This is a genomic window from Acinetobacter soli (assembly GCF_000760595.1).
In the GTDB taxonomy this organism is placed as follows: domain Bacteria; phylum Pseudomonadota; class Gammaproteobacteria; order Pseudomonadales; family Moraxellaceae; genus Acinetobacter; species Acinetobacter soli.
In genome coordinates, this window is the sequence record NZ_BBNM01000012.1 from 63,340 (window position 1) to 84,417 (window position 21,078).

The 21,078-nt window shown below is 42.1% G+C and carries 19 protein-coding genes; 12 read left to right on the forward strand and 7 right to left on the reverse strand.

All coding sequences use genetic code 11. From position 1 onward, the window contains the following. Window positions 1-759 precede the first annotated feature (759 nt). From aroQ to accC, 3 genes are read left to right on the forward strand one after another with little or no spacing between them, the layout of a single operon-like run. Window positions 760-1,209 carry a type II 3-dehydroquinate dehydratase gene (aroQ, locus tag Aso01_RS13300; RefSeq protein WP_004937721.1) on the forward strand — a complete coding sequence of 150 codons (450 nt, stop codon included), beginning with the start codon at window positions 760-762 and terminating at the stop codon, window positions 1,207-1,209. A 27-nt stretch (window positions 1,210-1,236) separates the two neighbouring features. Further along, window positions 1,237-1,656: an acetyl-CoA carboxylase biotin carboxyl carrier protein gene (accB, locus tag Aso01_RS13305; RefSeq protein WP_004937725.1), complete on the forward strand. Its 420-nt coding sequence runs from the start codon at window positions 1,237-1,239 to the stop codon at window positions 1,654-1,656. A 16-nt stretch (window positions 1,657-1,672) separates the two neighbouring features. Further along, on the forward strand, window positions 1,673-3,073 hold the full coding sequence (accC, locus tag Aso01_RS13310) for an acetyl-CoA carboxylase biotin carboxylase subunit (RefSeq protein WP_004937728.1): 1,401 nt from the start codon (window positions 1,673-1,675) through the stop codon (window positions 3,071-3,073). A gap of 62 nt (window positions 3,074-3,135) precedes the next feature. On the opposite strand, the gene Aso01_RS13315 is transcribed toward accC, so the two are convergent. From Aso01_RS13315 to Aso01_RS13330, 4 genes are all read right to left on the reverse strand, one after another. Further along, on the reverse strand, window positions 3,136-3,645 hold the full coding sequence (locus tag Aso01_RS13315) for a hypothetical protein (protein ID WP_004937731.1): 510 nt from the start codon (window positions 3,643-3,645) through the stop codon (window positions 3,136-3,138). A gap of 114 nt (window positions 3,646-3,759) precedes the next feature. Beyond that, the gene (locus tag Aso01_RS13320) at window positions 3,760-5,289 is read right to left on the reverse strand and encodes a flavin-containing monooxygenase (RefSeq protein WP_004937734.1); all 1,530 of its coding nucleotides are present in this window, start codon (window positions 5,287-5,289) and stop codon (window positions 3,760-3,762) included. A 23-nt stretch (window positions 5,290-5,312) separates the two neighbouring features. Further along, window positions 5,313-6,146, reverse strand: a complete 834-nt coding sequence (locus Aso01_RS13325) for an SDR family NAD(P)-dependent oxidoreductase (protein WP_004937737.1) — start codon at window positions 6,144-6,146, stop codon at window positions 5,313-5,315. 41 nt (window positions 6,147-6,187) lie between these two features. Continuing rightward, entirely contained in the window at window positions 6,188-7,150 is a 963-nt protein-coding gene (locus tag Aso01_RS13330; protein WP_004937740.1) for a metal-dependent hydrolase, read from the reverse strand. 381 nt (window positions 7,151-7,531) lie between these two features. Between Aso01_RS13330 and Aso01_RS13335 the strand changes: the two genes are divergently transcribed. Then, window positions 7,532-8,149 (forward strand): TetR/AcrR family transcriptional regulator, encoded by a 618-nt coding sequence (locus Aso01_RS13335; protein WP_004937745.1) that lies wholly within the window; start codon window positions 7,532-7,534, stop codon window positions 8,147-8,149. Here the strand turns inward: Aso01_RS13335 and Aso01_RS13340 are convergent, their stop codons facing one another. Further along, window positions 8,150-8,635 (reverse strand): MarR family winged helix-turn-helix transcriptional regulator, encoded by a 486-nt coding sequence (locus tag Aso01_RS13340; RefSeq protein WP_004937747.1) that lies wholly within the window; start codon window positions 8,633-8,635, stop codon window positions 8,150-8,152. A gap of 63 nt (window positions 8,636-8,698) precedes the next feature. Further along, on the reverse strand, window positions 8,699-9,931 hold the full coding sequence (gene mhpT / locus Aso01_RS13345) for a 3-(3-hydroxy-phenyl)propionate transporter MhpT (protein ID WP_004937750.1): 1,233 nt from the start codon (window positions 9,929-9,931) through the stop codon (window positions 8,699-8,701). Window positions 9,932-10,187: 256 nt separating this feature from the next. Between mhpT and Aso01_RS13350 the strand changes: the two genes are divergently transcribed. The 8 genes from Aso01_RS13350 to Aso01_RS13385 all read left to right on the forward strand — a co-directional run bounded on the left by Aso01_RS13350 (window position 10,188) and on the right by Aso01_RS13385 (window position 19,795). Further along, window positions 10,188-11,021 (forward strand): p-hydroxycinnamoyl CoA hydratase/lyase, encoded by an 834-nt coding sequence (locus Aso01_RS13350; RefSeq protein ID WP_004937753.1) that lies wholly within the window; start codon window positions 10,188-10,190, stop codon window positions 11,019-11,021. A gap of 36 nt (window positions 11,022-11,057) precedes the next feature. Further along, a complete protein-coding gene (locus Aso01_RS13355; protein WP_004937758.1) occupies window positions 11,058-12,509 on the forward strand; it encodes an aldehyde dehydrogenase in 1,452 nt (483 codons plus the stop codon). Between the two features lie 76 nt (window positions 12,510-12,585). After that, window positions 12,586-14,475, forward strand: coding sequence for a feruloyl-CoA synthase (locus Aso01_RS13360; protein ID WP_171063757.1), 1,890 nt, complete (start codon window positions 12,586-12,588; stop codon window positions 14,473-14,475). A 69-nt stretch (window positions 14,476-14,544) separates the two neighbouring features. Further along, on the forward strand, window positions 14,545-15,684 hold the full coding sequence (locus Aso01_RS13365; protein WP_004937767.1) for an acyl-CoA dehydrogenase family protein: 1,140 nt from the start codon (window positions 14,545-14,547) through the stop codon (window positions 15,682-15,684). Window positions 15,685-15,759: 75 nt separating this feature from the next. Further along, entirely contained in the window at window positions 15,760-17,010 is a 1,251-nt protein-coding gene (locus tag Aso01_RS13370) for an OprD family porin (protein ID WP_004937770.1), read from the forward strand. 57 nt (window positions 17,011-17,067) lie between these two features. Next, entirely contained in the window at window positions 17,068-17,607 is a 540-nt protein-coding gene (locus Aso01_RS13375; RefSeq protein WP_004937773.1) for a DUF3237 domain-containing protein, read from the forward strand. A 17-nt stretch (window positions 17,608-17,624) separates the two neighbouring features. Continuing rightward, the gene (locus Aso01_RS13380; protein WP_004937776.1) at window positions 17,625-18,029 is read left to right on the forward strand and encodes a PaaI family thioesterase; all 405 of its coding nucleotides are present in this window, start codon (window positions 17,625-17,627) and stop codon (window positions 18,027-18,029) included. A 23-nt stretch (window positions 18,030-18,052) separates the two neighbouring features. Then, a complete protein-coding gene (locus Aso01_RS13385) occupies window positions 18,053-19,795 on the forward strand; it encodes a tannase/feruloyl esterase family alpha/beta hydrolase (protein ID WP_004937779.1) in 1,743 nt (580 codons plus the stop codon). A gap of 47 nt (window positions 19,796-19,842) precedes the next feature. On the opposite strand, the gene pobA is transcribed toward Aso01_RS13385, so the two are convergent. Then, window positions 19,843-21,057 carry a 4-hydroxybenzoate 3-monooxygenase gene (gene pobA / locus Aso01_RS13390; RefSeq protein ID WP_004937782.1) on the reverse strand — a complete coding sequence of 405 codons (1,215 nt, stop codon included), beginning with the start codon at window positions 21,055-21,057 and terminating at the stop codon, window positions 19,843-19,845. Window positions 21,058-21,078: the final 21 nt, after the last annotated feature.

The window sequence follows — 21,078 nt, forward strand, 5'->3', positions numbered from 1 at the left end:
ACTGAAATTGCTTGTTTTTATCTTTTGCCAATACGATCTAAATCGTTAATGACTTTTTATATCATTTTTGATCAGTCAAAATGATCAAAAAAGTCATTTAGCATTGTCTTGTAATATGAACTACAGCCAGTTCATGACTTTAAAGGCCATTTATTTAAGCCAGACCACGAAAAAAAATCGAAGCGTATAACTTCAAAGAGTCATTGAGTTTTCTGACTAAAAAACAATATGTTAGTTAAATTTAAAAAGGATTTTAAATAGATTGAATTTTTACGCTTCATAATAATTTTTATTTTTTTCAATAGTTTATAAATATAAAAAGCTATTTCCTCTTAATAATTCTCCTAATTTTTTAACTTCACTTGAATTGATTATGCATTCTTTGGCAACAAAAAAAGACCTATGAAATGCAGAATTGAGCACACTTTTTAATCCCTTTTCCACATTTCGAATCTAAAGCTTTCTCATTTTGGATGTTATATTTCGATTCGCTACATCTTAATTACTATCCATTCAGCGAGATTTTTTAGTCAATTCTGTTTAAATTGTGTGACAAACAAACAGACTCGAATTTTGTCATTTTTTAACATTGCGCATTTCTCGCAAAGTTTACAATATATGCTATGAAATTTGGCATATAGTCTTTGCTCAATTACTAACAAAATTGATAATCAAAAGCAGAAATATATGCCTGAAAGAGCAAATTTTGCATAGATTTTGCAAGTATGGTTTGCACATTGATAAATTGGAGCAAGTTGAATGAGTTCAACCATTTTGGTAATTCATGGACCGAATTTGAACCTCTTAGGAACAAGAGAGCCAGAGGTGTACGGTCATCTGACACTTGATGATATCAATCAGCAACTCAAAACCCAAGCAGAATCTCAAGGTATCGGATTAGAAACTTTTCAAAGTAACTGGGAAGGTGCGATTATTGATCGTATTCATCAAGCCAGACTTGACGGAATTTCACTGATTATTATTAACCCAGCAGCACTCACACATACATCGGTTGCGCTGCGGGATGCACTGTTAGGTGTAGATATCCCCTTTCTTGAAGTTCATTTATCGAACGTTCATGCTCGAGAAGCTTTCAGACATCATTCCTATTTGTCCGATAAAGCGGTTGGCGTAATTTGCGGTTTGGGAGCCAAAGGTTATGCCTTTGCTCTCGATTTCGCCATCCAAAAAATTCAACCATCTATTTAATCCAACACGATTTAGGAACATTCACCTATGGATATTCGCAAAATTAAGAAACTCATCGATTTGATGATTGAATCTGACTTACAAGCGATTGAGGTTAAAGAAGGTGATCAATCTATCGCTCTTACTCGTCCAACACCAGTAATTGCAGCAGGTGCAATTGCAGCTGCGCCGGCGGCAGCGCCAGCGGCTCCAGCGCCTAAAACCCCTCGTGGTGCGGTAGAGACTTCTCCAATGGTCGGCGTATTTTATGCTGCTCCAAGCCCAGGTGAAGCTCCATTTGTAAAAGTTGGTCAAACGGTTTCTGCTGGTGAAACTTTGGGTATCATCGAAGCAATGAAAATCATGAACCCGATCGAAGCAACTCAAAGTGGCGTGGTTGAAGAAATTTTGGTAAAAAATGGTGATGTAATCCAGTTTGGTCAACCATTATTCCGCTTCCGCGCATAATCTCACGGGGATAGCTATGTTGCAAAAAGTATTAATTGCAAACCGTGGTGAAATCGCGTTACGAATTACCCGGGCTTGCAAATCATTAGGCATTAAGACTGTGGGTATCTATTCAGATGCCGACAAAGACTTGATGCACTTACGTTTTGTTGATGAAGCGGTATGTATTGGACCGGGTGCGAGTAGTGATAGCTATTTAAACATCCCAGCAATTATTACTGCAGCAGAAATTACAGGTGCAGATGCCATCCACCCTGGCTACGGTTTTCTTTCTGAAAATGCAGAGTTTGCAGAAATTGTAGAATCTTCTGGTTTTATTTTCATTGGTCCACGTCCTGAACATATTCGCCTGATGGGTAATAAAGTTTCGGCGATTATTGCCATGAAAAAAGCAGGCGTACCAACCGTACCAGGATGTGATCATGCCGTCACTATTCACAATGCCTTGGCAGAAGCAAAAGAAATCGGTTTTCCGCTGATTGTAAAAGCTGCTTCTGGTGGTGGTGGTCGTGGTATGCGTATTGTTGAGCGTGTAGATACGTTGCTTGAATCTGTTCAGGCTGCTCAGCGTGACGCAGAAATGTGGTTTGGCGACGATACGGTCTATATGGAGCGTTTCTTGCAGAAGCCACGTCATGTGGAAGTTCAGGTTTTGGGCGATGGTAATGGCCATGCAGTTCACCTGTACGATCGTGACTGCTCGCTTCAGCGCCGTCACCAAAAAGTGCTAGAAGAAGCACCTGCTCCTGGTTTACCTGAGCAAGCACGTGCCGATATTTTAGAAGCTTGTGTGAATGCATGTAAACTCATGCAATACCGCGGTGCTGGTACGTTTGAATTCTTGTTTGAAGACGGCGAATTCTTCTTTATCGAAATGAACACACGTGTTCAGGTTGAGCATCCTGTAACTGAAATGGTGACAGGTATCGATATTATTGAACAACAATTACGTATTGCTGCTGGTTTAGGTTTAGAACTGCAACAAGAAGAAATTGAAGTTCATGGCCATGCCATCGAATGTCGTATCAACGCAGAAGATCCAACCACTTTCTTACCTTCTCCAGGCAAGATCGATAGCTTCTACGCACCAGGTGGTGCAGGCATCCGTCTAGATTCGCATATTTATTCGGGCTACAGCATTCCGCCTTACTATGACTCAATGATTGCAAAACTCATTGCACATGGTAAAGATCGCGAAACATCTATGGCTCGTATGCGTCAAGCATTAGACGAGATGATTCTGACAGGTGTAAAAACCAATATTCCATTGCATAAAGACTTGATCTTACAAGATCCAGAGTTTTTAAAACAAGCCATGGATATTCATTATCTTGAAAAGCACTTGTTAAAACAGCTTGAAGCTGAAAAGCCTGCTGCAGCTGCAACACAAGAAAATGCTACAACTGAAAAGGCGTAATCGTCATTTCATAAAAAAACCTCTCATGGATTCATGAGAGGTTTTTTTATTTGTGCTCTTGCTTAAGGTAAAACTCTGCGCAGTGTTGCAAAACATTGCTGACCTTTTTCATTGGCACAGAAGTTAATGGTGTCTGCATTTTTCCAGTGTACAAAATACTGCGACACCTCACCTGACTGATCGACTTTTTGACCAGAACAATCAGTTTCGTTGTTGTCGTATTTGATTTGCATAATCAAACCAGCCAACTGCTCATTTTTATCTGGTGATGGTTGATAATCATAAATACCGTAAGACCACTCTTGGCCACTTTTTACAATCACTTCGTTGGCATTTCGAAAGTTATAATATTCAGTACATTTTTTATTATTAGGAATTTCCATTCCCCACAAGCCCATAATTTCAGGACGAGTCACAATTTTAATGGTACTCGGATTTAAATCCATAGTTTGCGGTTGTTCAGAAGCCTCAGGTGCTTTTAAAGGCGCCTCAGCCATGGCCCATGTAGAACAGAAGCACAATAAACCAACAATATAGATATTTTTCATAGATTTATTAACGACTAAATGCATACACTTAAATTAGCATATTTTTAATTGCTTTCATCTAATCATAACCATATATGAACAATTTAAATCGGCATCAACCCGACTATATGCCGGATTGATGCCGATAAAAGATATTACCTAGCGAATATGTGTGCCAACAGTCTCGTAGCTCACCTCATAATCGCGTAAGTTCAAATGCGCTAAACGCTGTTTTAATGTTTTCAACGACCACGGCCATGCAGCAAAATTACGGCCATTGGCATCTAAATAGTAACTTTTACAGCCACCAGCATTAAAAACCGTGGTTTGAAGGTGTTGTTGAACCTGCTCATTGTGATATTTAAGAACTTGCGGTTTGACGGTCAGTTTACTAATTTTATGTTTTTTGATTTTTTGCAAACCATCTACAATGTAATTAAGTTGCGCCTCTGCCAAGCCAATAAAAGAATCATAGACCAGTACATTCGGACCAAGAACCAAAAATGCATTGGGTACATTTTCAATATTAGTGCCTAAATATGCTTCCGGTGATGTGCTTTTCCACAAATCGTGTAAACACTGACCTTTTTCGTTATAAACACGTCGTCCAATCGGAGGATGTGAAACTTCAAAACCCGTACCCCAAATAATGACATCGACTTCATGTTTTTCACCGTTGGCTGCAATCACGGTATTGCCCTCAACTTTGACCAAGCCATGAGGAATCAACTGGGTATTTTCTGCCTGCAATGCTGGATAATAGTTGTTTGCAAACAATAGACGCTTACAACCAATGGTAAAGTCTGGTGTAACTTTTTTACGTAGTTCAGTATCCTTAATTTGTGTTTTAAGTACTTGCTTAAATATTTCGCCCACTGGCTTCAATACAGCAGGATTACGTAAACCGAAATTGATTGCGTTAAGTGACTGCGCCACGGCCTGACGCCACGTGGCCTGAATAATAGGAAAGCGCTCAATCAGCGATTTACTTACATTACCCAATTCCATATCAGGTTTTGGAATAACCCATGGTGCAGTACGCTGAAATACATACAGTTCTTTGGCTAAGGGCTGAATTTGCGGCACAAACTGAATGGCCGAAGCACCGGTACCAATGACCGCAATCCGTTTTCCAGTTAAGTCATAATCATGATTCCACTTTGCAGAATGAAACATTTCACCTTTAAATGTATCTAAACCGTCTAACTTGGGAATTTGTGCTTCGGTAATCGGGCCTGTTGCAAAAATAACTGTACGTGACAAATAGGTTCCTTTTGAAGTTTCCAGTACCCAAAGATTTTGTTCGGTGTTCCAGCTGGCTTTAATGAGCTCAGTTCCAAATTCAATTTTTTGATCAATATGAAAGGTTTGGCTTACTTCTTCCAAGTAACTCAAAATTTCAGGCTGGCGTGCAAATAAATGGCTCCATTTACTACTGGGCGCAAAAGAGTACGAATACAAGGCAGATGGCACGTCACAACCACAGCCAGGATAAGTATTTTCTCGCCATGTCCCGCCAACACGAGTGGCTTTCTCTATAATTTTATAATTCTCATAGCCTACATCATCTAAACGTTTTGCAGCAGCAAGGCCTGAAATACCTGCGCCTACAATAAAAGTATCATAAATATGTTGCGGCATTTTTGATGCATTTTCAGCAGTTGTCACTTCTTTTAATTTTGCTGTCATGGTGGTTTACCTTCAAATCAAACTTACTTAAATAAACTGTACGATAGACCTAAAAATTTGGTGTAAAGCACAGGTGACGTCCGTTTCATCAGCCAGAAAAGTTTGGCATCAAGTTGTGGAATGGTATAAAGCTCACCCGCATCCAGACGATTGAGTGTTAAACGTGCTACTGCATCACTGGTGGTCAAGGCAAAATTCATCAGGGCATGATCTGCAAGTTTTGAATAGCGCCCCGGTATACGGCCGTTTTTGATGATGTTGGTGGGTACCAGAGTTGGACACAGTACATTCACCTTTACGTTGAACTTACCAAGCTCTGCGTACAAAGTTTCAGACAACGCACGAACACCGGCTTTAGTGACGTTATAGGCTGTCATTTCAGGTGCCGCAGTGTACGATGCCGCAGATGCAACATTAATGATGGCACCATAACCAAGTTGTTTAAACTTAGGCACAAAGTAATGACAACCATGAATGACACCCCATAAATTGATATTGGTCACCCATTGCCAGTCGTCTAAACTGATTTCATCAAACTTTCCACCCAAGCCAACCCCAGCATTGTTGATCACCAACGTTACCGGATGCTGCATGAGATGCTCGGCTTGCTCCGCCAGAGACTTGACCTGTTCTGCTTGACTCACATCACATTGAATCGCAAACGCTTTTGCACCTAATTGCTCGATTAAGCGTACCGTTTCTTCAGCACCAGTCAGATTAATATCTGCACAGACAACTGTAGCTTTGCGTTTTGCAAGCTCCAAAGCAAAACTGCGCCCGATACCACTTCCCGCACCTGTAACCACTGCATAGGCGTTAAAACTTGGTTTTTTATTTTTCCGTCCAAATAGCATCATCGTGATGCGTCCTTTTTTCTGAGCATTGCAATTGCATCGATTTAGCTACGAAGCGCCGGTGTAAAAACTTTCACAAGATACGGCGCAATGGCACCACCTTCTTTGAGTAGTTTTTCTTTGTAATACTCAAGGTATTCACTGGTATCGTGATCATTTGGATGAAAATCGCGACGTAAATAGTCAAAGATTTGCCCCATAGTGCTACCAAAAACACCATCATTTGGACTAAAGATCAGCGCTACACCGCGTTTGGCATCTTTCCAGAATTTGCGTGTCACAAGGTCTTTTGGTTGGCGTAAAACTGGCACAAACAATGTTGAAAACGGAATCAATCCCAAAATAGTTCCAAAGGCTATAAAGAAGCCTGCTGCACGTAATGCATAGTTTCCATTGAGTAATTGATAGACATCATACGCAATATCTTTATGCTCCGACTCTTCAAGCATATGCCACATCCACATCGCACGTGTTTTGGCATCATTTGAATAGTAGAAATTTTTCTCGTGCTTCATCATGTATTCTGCAAGCACGGCGGTAAAATGCTCGATTCCGGCCATCATGGAGAGCTTAAGTGGTTGTGGAAATTTTAAGAAAATATTGTCAAAAAACTTCTCTCCCAAAAAGCGATATAGTTTTACTGGGAAATTAACGGCTTCATGTGCAATCGCGTCATTAAATTCATTATGAAGTTTAGAGTGAATCGCCTCTTGTCCGATCAGCGATGTCACACGCTGTTTCAATAGCGGATCTTTCACGAAATCACGATGATACCGTGCGGTTTCAATGACCAGATCTTCACCATACGTCAAAAACACAGAGAGCGTTGCGAAAAAAGTACTGGCAAACTGATTGTTCATGTAAAACGCAAAATCAATCTCTTTTCCATCAAATCCAACTGCAATATGACGAATTGGAATTGCAGGTTTTTGGGTATAATCTGGTAACTCAAATTTAGGCATGGGCTTGAAAGCTTGGACTGATTTTTTTACTGCGGTCGTGATCATGGCGACACCTTCTTAAAGCATTCAATGGATTAAGCTGAAAGATTGTTCAGACTTCTTACATATCTTCATGCTAATCCGATGTGTTGTTCGGATTCAATTCGGGTCTAGATCATCTGATAAACTTTAATGTAGCTTAGGCTATTTATTCATACTCAAACCTTCATCTATTTTAAATTATTAATTTTTAATAAATTTATTTAATATATTGACTAAAAGTACCATTAAGTTTGATGCTTTGCGCAACTGACAATCTTCGATTTTTGATGTGCTTACTGGCTGAAGTTTGTTGTGTTTTTTGCTGTTCGGATTTATGTTTTTTAAATTGTTGTATTTGGCCTAACATGATAATTTGAATTATTGTTCGGATTTAAGGAATATCCATTGAGCACTCGAAAGCCACGTCAAACACGAGCAAAAGTCACGGTAGATACCATTATTGAAGCTGGATTTATATCTGTAGCATTGCATGGTATGAGTGGAACTACAACTCGGCATATTGCAGATATTGCAGGTGTCAGTGTTGGGTCATTATATGAATACTTTAAAAATAAAGAAGAAATTTACGATGCGATGGCGGCATCATTTGTACAAGAAATTTTAAAAATGATCAAAGATCTTACGCCTGTCATTATGGATATGGAGCTAGAATCTGTCATTGAACTTATTTTTTATAATTTTCGAGATTTGCTCACCCGAAACAATGAACGCTATCTGATTTGTTTACGACATGCCAATGAGCTGCGTTATGACAAGTATATTAATCAGATTGAGCGGGAACTGATGAATATTGTCATGAAATACATGATGCATAATCCAAAGTACTTAAAGGTGAATAATCTTGCAGTTACAGCCTATGTCAGTATTAACAGCGGCATTTTTAATATTGCACGGCATTTGATTTTGCCCAATCCTTACATCAGTTTTGACGAGTTGGTAGATGGACTGAAAACCATGATTATGAGCTATATTAATGCCGAGCTTAAGAAAGCTGAACAATAATTAAAGCTCCTCTTTTGATTGGTCTAAACTAGAAAATGTACTTAAATTCTTCACCATTAATTCAAGGTTATTACGAATCAGAAAAGCCAGATTAATATCGACCCCTTGCAACATTTGCGCTTCGAGCTGCTGAACCACTTGGTTACATTGGTTTAGTTTGTCTAGTCCACTCGGTGTCACCGTAACTAGAATGCGTCGACCATGAGTTGGATCTGGTGCTTTTTCAATCCAGCCATTTGCGAGTAGATCTTGCAAAATTTTATTGGCCGATTGCGGTTTTATAAATGAACGTTCGGCAAGCTTGGCATTAGATAAATTCGGTTTGGCCGCCAGCACCGAAAGCGCAGTAAATTGCGGCAAGCTAATCTCAAGCGCGCTTAGGTGTTCAGTCAAATATTTGCTAATGATGCGGTCAACCCGAGCAATCATATAACTTAAGCGTGGCTCTTCTTCTCTTTTTCTATCAACTGAACTTGAACGTAGCATAATTTATCTTCATAAAAAGTTAAAAAGTATGAGGCCAATCAGCCCCATACTTTTAAAAGAATGTTACTGAGCGCTTGAGCCATGCGCCAAATGTACAGGGTGTTTGGGCTTTCTGACAAGCATTAGTGCAGATATTGCAGCAATCAGGATAATCGGAATACTTGAACCAATGACGATGGTCGAGCTCTGACCTAACGAAAGTAGGAAACCTGCAACCAACGGTCCGGCAAAAGAACCGATTCGTCCAATTGCAACTGCTGCACCCACGCCCGTGCCACGCATTTCGGTTGGATAATACATTGCCGCCAAACCATATAAAGCAGATTGTCCACCCACAATAAACAAGCCACAACCCACGGCAGAAAGTGCCAGCAATGCAACTGTTGGTGAAATCGACAGACAGCACAAAGCGACCAGAATACCCGCATAGATAAACTTAATCACACTGCTCATACGCATCTTGTCGAGCAGCATACCCATCAAAATAGAACCAAAAATTCCGCCTACGTTGTATCCCATCTGTACATAGTTGGCTTCAAGTTTAGACAATCCTTGTGAACCCATAAGCAGTGGTAACCAGTTCAGCAAGAAATAGAGCACCACCAGCGTACAAAAGAAACTGATCCATAATTGAATGGTCGACATCCGTCTTTCTTTTGCAAACAGCACTTCCCAAAATGGTGTAGTACTTTGCAGGTGTGTTTTTTTCTGCAGATAGCTGTTGGATTCAGGCAAGAACTTCATTAAGAGTGGAATGAGTAATATCGGCGCAATACCACCCACATAAAAAATATGCCGCCACTCTGCATCGCCTGCCATAAGCATAGCCACAACAGAGGTCAGTAGCCCTCCAAATGGAATGCCACTGTACATAATACTGACTGCGGTGGCCTTGCGGTTTTCAGCCACAGCTTCTGATGTAACCGTAATCATCATGGGTAATGCACCGCCCATACCTAAACCAGTAAGAAAACGAATCACCAGCAATAAGTTATAGTTAGCGGCAAAAGCTGTCAGTAATGACATGATCCCGAACAGCATAATACTCAAAATTAAAATCTTTTTACGGCCTACAATATCTGCCAAACGACCACCGATAATCGCGCCTGGCAGGGTTCCAATAATTGCAGCACTAAATGCCCAAGCCATTTGGGCATTATCTAACATAAATTCGGCACGCATTCGCGGTGCTGCTACACCCATCGATTGAAGATCAAAGCCTTCAAATATCGCTATAGCAAAGCACAGCAGTAACGTAAGTTTCGCCCTTCCCGACGCCTTCGATACGGTATCCATAGTCTCTTCCTTATTTTGACTAAACATCCTTTACGTTTTTATTGTCAATGTTCAAAGAACACACATAAAATATCAGTTAAGCTTATAAAAAAATCAATATGTTTTTTTATTAAATTTTCTAAAAAATATTTTTAACATTAAAAATCATAAGATTATAAAAAAAATATAAAATTCTTCAAAAAACGCTTGAATGTAAGTTTAACTGATATTAAATTAAATCCAAGACAGCATAATTTGTCATTCAAGGAGAAAACAAATGACATACGATAAACGTTGGGAAACCGTTGATGTACAAGTAGAACATGGAATTGCATGGGTCACACTTAATCGCCCTCACAAAAAAAATGCAATGAGCCCAACACTCAACCGTGAAATGATCGATGTGCTTGAAACACTCGAGCTAGATTCAGAGGCAAAAGTGCTGGTGTTAACTGGTGCCGGTGATTCTTGGACTGCTGGCATGGATTTAAAAGAATATTTCCGTGAAGTAGATGCTCAACCTGAAATTTTCCAAGAACGTATTCGACGTGATTCGTGTCGCTGGCAGTGGCAATTACTTCGTATGTACTCTAAACCAACAATTGCCATGGTTAACGGCTGGTGTTTTGGTGGTGGTTTCTCGCCACTGGTGGCCTGTGATTTAGCCATTGCAGCCGATGAAGCCACTTTCGGACTGTCAGAAATTAACTGGGGCATTCCACCGGGCAACCTCGTCAGTAAAGCGATGGCAGATACGGTTGGGCATCGTGCATCACTGTATTACATTATGACCGGTAAAACTTTTACCGGTAAAGAAGCTGAAGCAATGGGTCTGATTAATAAAAGCGTCCCGCTTGCACAGCTAAAGACTGAAGTGACAGAACTGGCACAGTGTCTGGTCGAGAAAAACCCTGTCGTTTTACGTACAGCTAAAAATGGCTTTAAGCGCTGTCGTGAGCTGACATGGGATCAGAATGAAGATTATTTATATGCCAAACTGGATCAATGTAATCATCGAGATACTGAGGGCGGCCGCCAAGAGGGTTTAAAACAGTTCTTAGATGAAAAATCGATTAAGCCAGGTTTGCAAAGCTATAAGCGTACAGGTTAAGTTCGCAACATCAATGCTCAAGTAAGGATACACTCGATGCAACATGTACAGTTACTTATTGATAGTCAGTCTGTCGATGCTGCCAATCAAGCCACCTTTGAACGCATTAGCCCAATAGACGGTCATGTTGCAAGTGTTGCTGCTGCTGCAACACTTGAGGATGTCGATCGTGCACTTGAATCGGCTAGCCGTGCATTTCAAATTTGGTCGAAAGTTTCGCCGACTGAACGTCGTTTACGCTTGCTCAAAGCGGCAGATCTGATGGATCAAAATACCGAAAAGTTTATCGAAATCGGTATGCGTGAAACAGGTTCAACAGCCACATGGTATGGCTTTAATGTACATCTGGCAGCCAACATGCTACGCGAAGCCGCCGCGATGACCACTCAAATTGATGGAAGCTTAATTCCGTCTGATGTACCGGGCAATCTGGCAATGGGAATTCGGGTGCCATGTGGTGTTGTAGTCGGGATCGCGCCTTGGAATGCACCTGTTATTTTGCCAACCCGAGCACTTGCAATACCTTTAGCTTGTGGCAATACGGTAGTACTCAAAGCCTCGGAAGCTTGTCCGGCAACCCATAGCTTGATAGGTGCAATTTTAAATGAAGCTGGTTTGGGTGAAGGTGTGGTTAATGTCATTACACATGCACCTCAAGATGCACCACAAGTCGTTGAGCGTCTGATTGAACACCCTGCAGCTAAACGCATTAATTTCACCGGTTCGACCAAAGTAGGTAAAATTATTGCCGAAACAGCAGCAAAGCATCTTAAACCTGTTTTATTAGAACTTGGTGGTAAGGCGCCTGTGGTGATTTTAAATGATGCCGATCTGGATGAAGCTGTGAATGCGGTTGCATTTGGTGCATTTTTCAACCAAGGCCAGATTTGTATGTCGACAGAACGCGTTTTGGTTCAAGACGGCATTGCAGATCGCTTTATTGAAAAGCTCATTCAAAAAACTGCCTCACTTAAAGCAGGTAATCCAACGCAGCAAGGCAGTATGTTGGGTGTACTTGAAAGCCGACGCGCAGCAGAGCGAATTCAGCACTTACTTGAAGATGCACAGCAAAAAGGTGCCAACCTTCCGTTGGGTATCCAGATTCAAGATACCCTCATGCAACCGACACTCGTACTGGATATTCAACCCGAAATGTTGTTGTATCGCGAAGAATCATTTGGGCCAGTTTGTACAGTACAACGTTTTGCTAGCATTGAAGACGGTGTTCGCTTGGCAAATGACAGTGAGTTTGGTTTATCTTCGGCTGTGTTTAGTCAAAACTTTGGTTTGGCGATGGATGTTGCCAAACAGATTGACTCCGGGATTTGCCACATCAATGGTGCAACCGTACACGATGAAGCACAGATGCCCTTCGGTGGCACTAAATCGAGTGGTTATGGTCGCTTTGGCAGTAAAGCATCCATTGCTGAATTTACCGAGCTTCGCTGGATTACCGTACAAACACAGCCACGCCATTACCCAATTTAACCATTGGGTATGGTTTTAAAAAATAACGATATAAAAATTGCATGATGCAAAAAAGTACAGCGATGTACAACATGGAGTGAACGAAATGCAAATGAATGCCACTCAATCACAAGACAGAGAGCGCTTTGTAAAACTTGGACAACATGCAATTGACTATTTTTATAAAGGTCCGGTTTTACATATTCAACCCAAAGAACAACTCAAGGCTTATCCGCAAAAACTGACCGATCGTTTGATTCATTTTGCTAAAGTTAAGCCCGACCATACCTTTGCCGCTAAACGCAATACACAAGGCGAATGGATCAGGCTCAGTTATGCAGAAACCTTGCAACGTGCTTGGCATATTGCACAAGCTTTGCATCAGCGCAACTTAAGCCAAGAACGACCTTTGGTAATTTTATCGGGAAATGATCTTGAACACTTAACGCTTTCGATGGGCGCGATGTTGGCAGGTGTACCATTTTCTGCTATTTCGCCAGCCTACTCACTGGTATCTCAAGATTTTGGCAAATTAAAACATGTCTTTGATGTGCTCACCCCAGGCATGGTGTATGCAAATGATGGACAAGCTTTTGCTAAAGCCATTCAAAGCTGTACGCAGGATCATATTGAAATTGTGACCAATAAAGGCATTATAGGTGATCAAGTCTGTACATCGTTTCAGTCTTTATTAGATACCCCCGTGACCGATGTTCAAGAGCATTATGAAACGCTAGATGAGCATCAGATTGCCAAGTTTTTATTTACATCCGGTTCGACCAAGCTTCCAAAGGCTGTTCCGACCACACATTTGATGCTATGTATCAATCAACAAATGCTACTTCAAACTTTTCCAGAGTTTGAAGACACACCGCCTGTATTGCTGGACTGGCTGTCTTGGCATCATACATTTGGTGGAAGCCACAATGTTGGGATCGCGCTTTATAACGGCGGAACCATTTACATCGATGACGGTAAGCCCGTTCCGGGAAAATTTGATGAAACGATTCGAAATTTAAAAGAAATTTCACCGACGGTTTATCTAAATGTACCCAAAGGCTGGGAAGAACTCACCGATGCACTGGAAAAAGATGCCGAACTCAGAGATCGCTTCTTTGCCAACGTTAAAATTTTGTTTTTTGCTGGTGCTGCATTATCTGAAGCAGGATGGAACCGACTCGATAAAATTGCACAGGCACATTGCGGTGAAAAAATCCGCATTATGAGTGGCTTGGGCATGACCGAAACGGCACCATCGTGCGCCTTTACCACAGGCCCGCGGGTAATGGCTGGTTTTATTGGCTACCCTGCTCCAGGCTGCGAAATCAAGCTGGTACCATATGGCGATAAACTTGAATTTTGCGTGCGTGGCTTACATGTCATGAAAGGCTACTGGCGACTAAAACCCGATCAGCAAAGCACAATTTTTGATGAAGACGGTTTTTTCCATACCGGCGATGCGGTACGTCTGGTCGATCCAAACGACCCTGCACAGGGCCTGATGTACGACGGCCGTATTGCAGAAGATTTTAAACTCAACACGGGCACCTTTGTTAATGTCGGTACTTTACGCAACAAGGCACTCATTCAAGGTAATTTGTTGATTCAAGATGTTTGTATCACCGGTTCAAATCTAAATGCGATTGGCTTCTTGGTTTTTCCTAAGCTTGATGCCTGTGCAGATTTTGCTGGTCTGAATATGAAAAATCATAGTGCAACAGATATCTTGCAACACCCTAAAGTACAGCAGTGGTTTCGACAGTTTTTAATTCAGTACAACAAAGATGCCACGGGCAGTTCAAATCGGGTATCAATGTTGTATTTAATGACTGAAGCACCACAGCTCGATGCAGGTGAAGTGACTGATAAGGGCAATTTAAATCAGAGTAACATCTTAAAACGTCGTGCTGCACTGGTCGAAGAACTGTATAACAAACAAACAGATAATCCATTGATTGTACGTATACCCGTTTTAAATCACTCCTAGTTTTATTTCTTGTTCTCAAGCTCATTTCGTATGGGCTTAGGCCTTGATCATGCTAAAAAAAGGTGAAATATGCAGCAAGATACTGATTTTGAATTGTTCCGCGATACCTACAAACGTTTTTTAAACGATCATGTTGCGCCCTATTACGAGCAATGGGAGCACGATGGCCTGATTCCTCGACATATCTGGAACTTACTCGGTGAAAATGGGTTCTTGTGTGTCGATGTTCCAGAAGAATACGGTGGATATGGCGCACCAGTTCACTACTCGCTCATGCTGGTGCAAGAAACTGCACGCGCAGGATTTGGCTCACTTGCGGTTGCCATTGGTGGACAAAATGAACTGGTCTCTCCTTATATCCAAAATATGGGTAGTGAGGCGCAAAAGAAATACTGGTTACCCAAAATGGTATCGGGCGAAGTGGTAACAGCAATTGCCATGACCGAAGCCAATGCCGGATCAGACCTTCAAGCTATTCGCACTCAAGCGATTTTAAAAAACGAGCATTACGTCATTGATGGTTCAAAAACCTTTATCTCCAACGGACTACATGCCGATTTAATTGTTCTGGTTGCCAAAACAGACCCACAGGCACGCGCAAAAGGTATTTCTCTGTTTTTGGTCGATGCGCAACTTGAAGGTGTTGAAAAAGGACGTTCGCTTAAAAAAATTGGACTGCATGCACAAGACACCGCCGAACTCTTTTTTGATGGCGTTCATGTACCTGTAACTCAGCGCCTTGGTCAAGAAGGCCAAGGCTTTACATATCTGATGCAAGAGCTCCCCCGTGAACGTTTAAGTATTGCGATGATGGGTATGGGATCGATTTGGGGCGCGATTGACCTGACCACCAATTATGTACAAGAGCGTAAGGCATTTGGCCAAACACTGGCGCAGCTTCAAAACACGCGCTTTGTGATTGCCAATGCACAAATCAAAGCCAAAGCAGCGCAAGCATTTATTCATGAATGTGCCCAAATGTACCATCAGGGGGCGCTGACTGTGGGCCATGTTGCTGCATTGAAATGCTTTATTACCGATACCCAGTGCGACGTGATCGATCAACTGCTGCAATTATTTGGGGGATACGGCTATATGCAGGAATATCCGATTTCTCGTTTTTTTGTCGATTCACGTGTGCAAAAAATTTACGGTGGCACCAACGAAATCATGAAGGAAATCGTGGCGCGAGACGTACTCGGAAAATAACCAATATTTTTTAAACCTCATGGTTGGTACAACCAACCCTGTCAAAACAACAAAGATGTTTCAGGAAGAAATACAATGTCAAAATTATGGATGTACTCTGCTGTGATGCTCTCGGGTTCTGTATTTGCTTCAGACTTTATTGATAAAAGTACAGTCGAACTCACCACACGAAATTTCTATTTCGATCGCGACTATCAAGAAGTCTCTAAATATCCCGCTGCAAAAGACTGGACACAAGGCTTTATTTTTAAAGCAAATTCTGGTTATACCGAAGGAACCATTGGTTTTGGGCTCGATGTTCTGGCTACAGCAGGATTTAAGCTCGATGCCAGTGCCAAATATGCGGGTACAGGCAATTTACCTCGCGACACGGTCACCAATGAACCCGCCAGCAGCTACGGCGAAATTGGCCTGACCGGTAAAGCAAAAGTCAGTCAGACCGAATTAAAAGTAGGAACACTCAGACCGATGAATCCTGTGCTGGTGGCCTCTCCTGCACGCCTACTACCGCAAACCTACCGGGGTATTTCACTGGAATCGAAAGATATTAAGAATTTTGAGCTGCAAGGAGCATTTATAGACAAGGTGAATCAGCGCGACTCGACCAATTATGAAAATATCAAGATTTCAGCGGTGAATGGCCGTTTCAAAAGTGCTGAAACGAATGGTCTTTACTACGCAGGTGGCTATTACAATGTAAGTCCGGCTTTACGTTTAGGATTATTTTATCTGGATGTTAATAATTTATACGATCAGATGACAACTGGCTTTTTATACAAATGGGACATAAATCCGCAAACTCGTTTAAGCAGCTATCTACATTACTATCGTAGCCGCGATGAAGGCCAAGCAAAGGCTGGTTTGGTCGACAACGATTTATATCATGCGCATTTTGAGCTTAAACGCCAAAATCATAAATTTATTTTTGGTACCTTTCAGCATTTTGGTGAAACCGCTTTTCCATATTTAACGGGTGGTGAAACAGGACTGCTCATCGATACATGGCCGGGCGAATTTTTGAATCCGAAAGAAAAAGCATACAGCTTTCGTTATGAGTATGACTTTAAAGATTATGTGCCGGGTTTACGCTTCATGACACGCTACACCATGGGCCGCAATATTTATGCGCCTAACTTGGGTGGAACGGATTTAAAAGAGCGCGAAACAGATTTCGATATTGGCTACACCGTACAAACTGGCTGGCTTAAAAACCTTTCCCTTCGTGCTCGCTATGCGATCTATGACAACAACATGCTGGCCACAGCCAATATCAAACCAGTGAATGAAACCCGAATTAACATCGATTACACATGGAAATTTAAATAATGACTCAAACAAGGTATTAGCATAATGCTAGCGCCTTGTTTTTTCAGGAACAATAATATGAATAAAAAAATAATAGCGCTCTGCTTTAGTCTTGCTTGTGCACACCAAACACATGCAGTACCCCAATTTGCACCACCACCGCTACATCTTCAACCATTGGCCACATTTAGTGTCGATTTAAACGCACCTGTCTGGGAACTTGGTTCAACCAGTGATGCAGGCAAGCGACGTATTATCCCCATTACAGGAGGCACTTTTGAAGGCAAAACACTCAAAGGCAAAATTTTGAATAATGGTGCAGATTGGCAAATTGTTGATGCGCAAGGTCATGCCATTATTGATACGCGCTATTTACTTCAAACCGATGATGGTGCACTGATTTACCTGCAAACCAAAGGTTATCGATATGGTCCGCCAGACGTTTTAAAACAACTGGCTCAAGGCAAAGAGGTCGACCCGAAAACTTATTATTTTAAAGTCACCATGCAGTTTGAAACCAGTGCGCCTCAATACGCGTGGTTGAACCATACCATTGGCGTGGGAAGTGCCATGCGTCTGGGAAAAGCTGTTGTGTATGACGCGTATGCGCTTCAATAAGTCGTGAGGAGTGATTCATGATGCTGCCAGATCTATCTGTTCCTGCACACTTACCCCCCATTCATCATTTGCTAGGTGGCCATAGCATTCAATGGAACCCAGATCAACTTGAACTTGAAGTCAGATATCAGGCACTTGAGAGCTTTACCAACCCGCGAGGCACCATTGAAGGTGGAATGCTTTGCGCCATGCTGGACGATGTCATGGGGCTCTTTGCCTACTATGCCAATCAGCAGCAAGCAGCCACGACTATTAATCTGACCACAGATTTTTTAAGGCCGTGTCTGGTGGGGATTGTAGTGACGAAATGTCGATTTATCAAACAAGGAAAATCCATTTTAAACATCGAAAGTGAAGCGTGGCAAAACCATAAACTTGTGGCGCGTAGTACCGCAAATTTCATGGTCTTGGCACATGCATAAATTTCAGGCATAAGGATATTGCAATGAAAAAACTTCAACATCTTTTTAAACATGCTGCATTGCTCGGCGTCTGCATCAGTGTAGCTGCATGTAATGACAATAACGATCATGATACGGCACAGTCGAGCCAAAGTATTCCACAATTAAGCCCAGCAGTAGGTGCTCAGCTCAAAGGCAGTTGTACAGATTTAAGCGGTTTCAAATTTGACACCACCGTAGTTGAAAGTGCAACTTTACAAAATGCAGGCGCTCTGACTGTTGCAGGAAAAAATATTCCGGCGCATTGTTTGGTCAAAGGTTATATGGAGCAACGTATTAGCCCAATCGATGGTCAAACCTATCAGATTGGCTTTGAAATGCGACTTCCAGTGAGCTGGAACGGACGTTTTCTATATCAAGGAAATGGCGGTACCGACGGCAACATCGCCACAGCGACCGGACAAGTGGGCAGCGGCGGGATGTTAAGCAATGCTTTAAACGACGGATTCGCGGTAATTTCATCCGATGCCGGACATTCATCTGCACAAAATCCTCTTTTTGGTTTAGATCCGCAAGCTCGTATCAACTATGGCTATGGTGCTATTACAAAGTTAACGCCTATGGCCAAAGATCTGATTAAAACAGCTTACGGTAAATTGCCAGATCGATCTTATGCAGGAGGTACGTCTAACGGCGGTCGACATGCCATGATGGCTGCAACACGCTTAGGCGATCAGTACGATGGCATCTTGGCCAGTACACCCGGATTTCATCTACCACGTGCAGCAGCGGCACAGCTATATACGGCGCAGCAATTACGTCGTGTTACCACCGATGAAAATGATTTAAGCACTGCCCTCACCTATGCAGAACGTAACGTACTTGCCAATGCGATTTTAACACGCTGTGATGCACTCGATGGTGTAGCAGATGGTATGGTACAAGACGTTGAAGCCTGCCGAACCGCCTTTGATATTCATAAAGATGTGCCTGTCTGCTCGGGTTCACGTGATGGAAGCTGTTTAAGTAAAGACCAGATCGATGTCGTGGCTAATATTTACCGCGGCCCTGTCAATTCATCTGGCGAAGCATTGTATGCGACCCAGCCTTACGATCCGGGATTACTTGGCAGCAATTGGGCAAGCTGGAAATTTGTTTCTTCTGTGGGTACGGCACGCGACCCGGTAGCGGTAGGCATTATATTTCAGGTACCACCAGATCCAACAATTGTACAAAATTCACGAAAATTTGCCTTTAACTATAATTTTGATACTGATTACCCAAAACTTTCTGCAACCAATTCGACCTATTCAGAAAGCGCGATGTCATTTATGATCCCGCCAGATGAGCTCAATCTGGATAAATTACGCTTGCATGGCGGTAAAATGATTGTGGTGCAAGGCACAGCAGATGGCGTATTTTCGGTAGATGACACACAAAACTGGTACGATAAACTGATGGCAAAATACAAGAGCAGTAGTTTGGGTGATGCACAAAGTTTTGCTCGTTTTTATCGCGTTCCGGGAATGAATCATTCGCGTGGTGGGCTTGCGACCGACCAGTTTGATGCACTTACTGCTTTGGTGAACTGGGTAGAATATGGTCAAGCACCAGATCAAATTCTCGCTTCTGCACGCGGTGTCGGTAATGCAAGTGGCGAAATCAATAGTGAGTTACCATCGAGCTGGTCGGCCAATCGAACTCGACCACTGTGTCCATATCCAAAAATCGCACGTTATAACGGCACAGGTGACAGTGAAAAAGCCGAAAACTTCACTTGTAAATAAACACAACCGAGATAAAAAAGAGAGCGACGAATCGCTCTCTTTTTGTTTTAGCTGGCATATTTTAAATGGTCAAGGGATTTGATTTCATAGGGTAAGCCCACATAGTTTTCAGCGAGTGTGGTCTGACCTGCCGTAGAACCTAAAATATAGCTCAATTCTGCTTGTTTAATTTTATGATCAAACTCGCTTTCAGTTTCAAAGCGATGTAACAAATGGGTCATCCACCATGAAAAACGCTCTGCTTTCCATACACGTTGCAAGCATTTTTCTGAGTATTGATCTATGCCTTGCTCAGATTCTTGCGTGTAAAATTCAATAAGCGCACTCGACAAATATGCAATATCTGAAGCTGCAAGGTTCAATCCTTTGGCACCCGTTGGTGGAACAATATGTGCGGCATCACCAGCTAAGAATAATTTTCCAAATCGCATCGGTTCTGTGACAAAGCTCCGCAAGGGTGCAATGCTTTTCTCAATTGAAGGACCTGTAACGAGTTTTTCACGGCTTTCAGGGTCGAGGCGATTCTTAAGCTCTTCCCAAAATTGATCATCCGACCAGTTTTCTACGTGATCGGTTAAAGGAACTTGAATGTAATAACGGCTTCTCGTTTCTGAACGCATACTACACAGTGCAAAACCACGCTCTGATTGAACATAAATTAACTCGTCTGCCACAGGCGGCACATCGGCAAGTACACCTAACCAACCAAATGGATAGACCTTTTCGAAGGTTTTAATTTTATCTTGAGGCACACTAGCACGGCACACGCCATGATAACCATCACATCCTGCAATGAAATCACATTCGATTTGATAGTGAGTTCCATTGGATTCAAAGGTCACTTTTGGCGCATTATAAAAATCATGAATTTGAACATCATTCGATTCATAAAATGAGCAAAGACCAGCCTGCTCACGTGCTTGCATCAAATCTTTAGTAACTTCGGTCTGCCCATATACAGTGACTTGTTTGCCTTGAGTCAATGCCGATAAATCGACACGGAATTTTTGGCCATTGGTCAGAATTTCAATGCCCGAATGTGGCAATCCTTTTTCTTTGAGGTTCTGGTCAACTCCAGCTTGCTCGAGTAAATCGACCGATACTTGCTCTAAAATTCCTGCACGAATGCGTGATGCAACGTAATCGGCACTTCGCTGTTCCACAATAACGTGCTCGATTCCAGCTTTATAAAGCAGCTGACCGAGTAGTAATCCCGCTGGGCCAGAACCAATAATTGCAACTTTGGTTTTCATAGTTTGCATAACATCATCCTTGCTATTTTC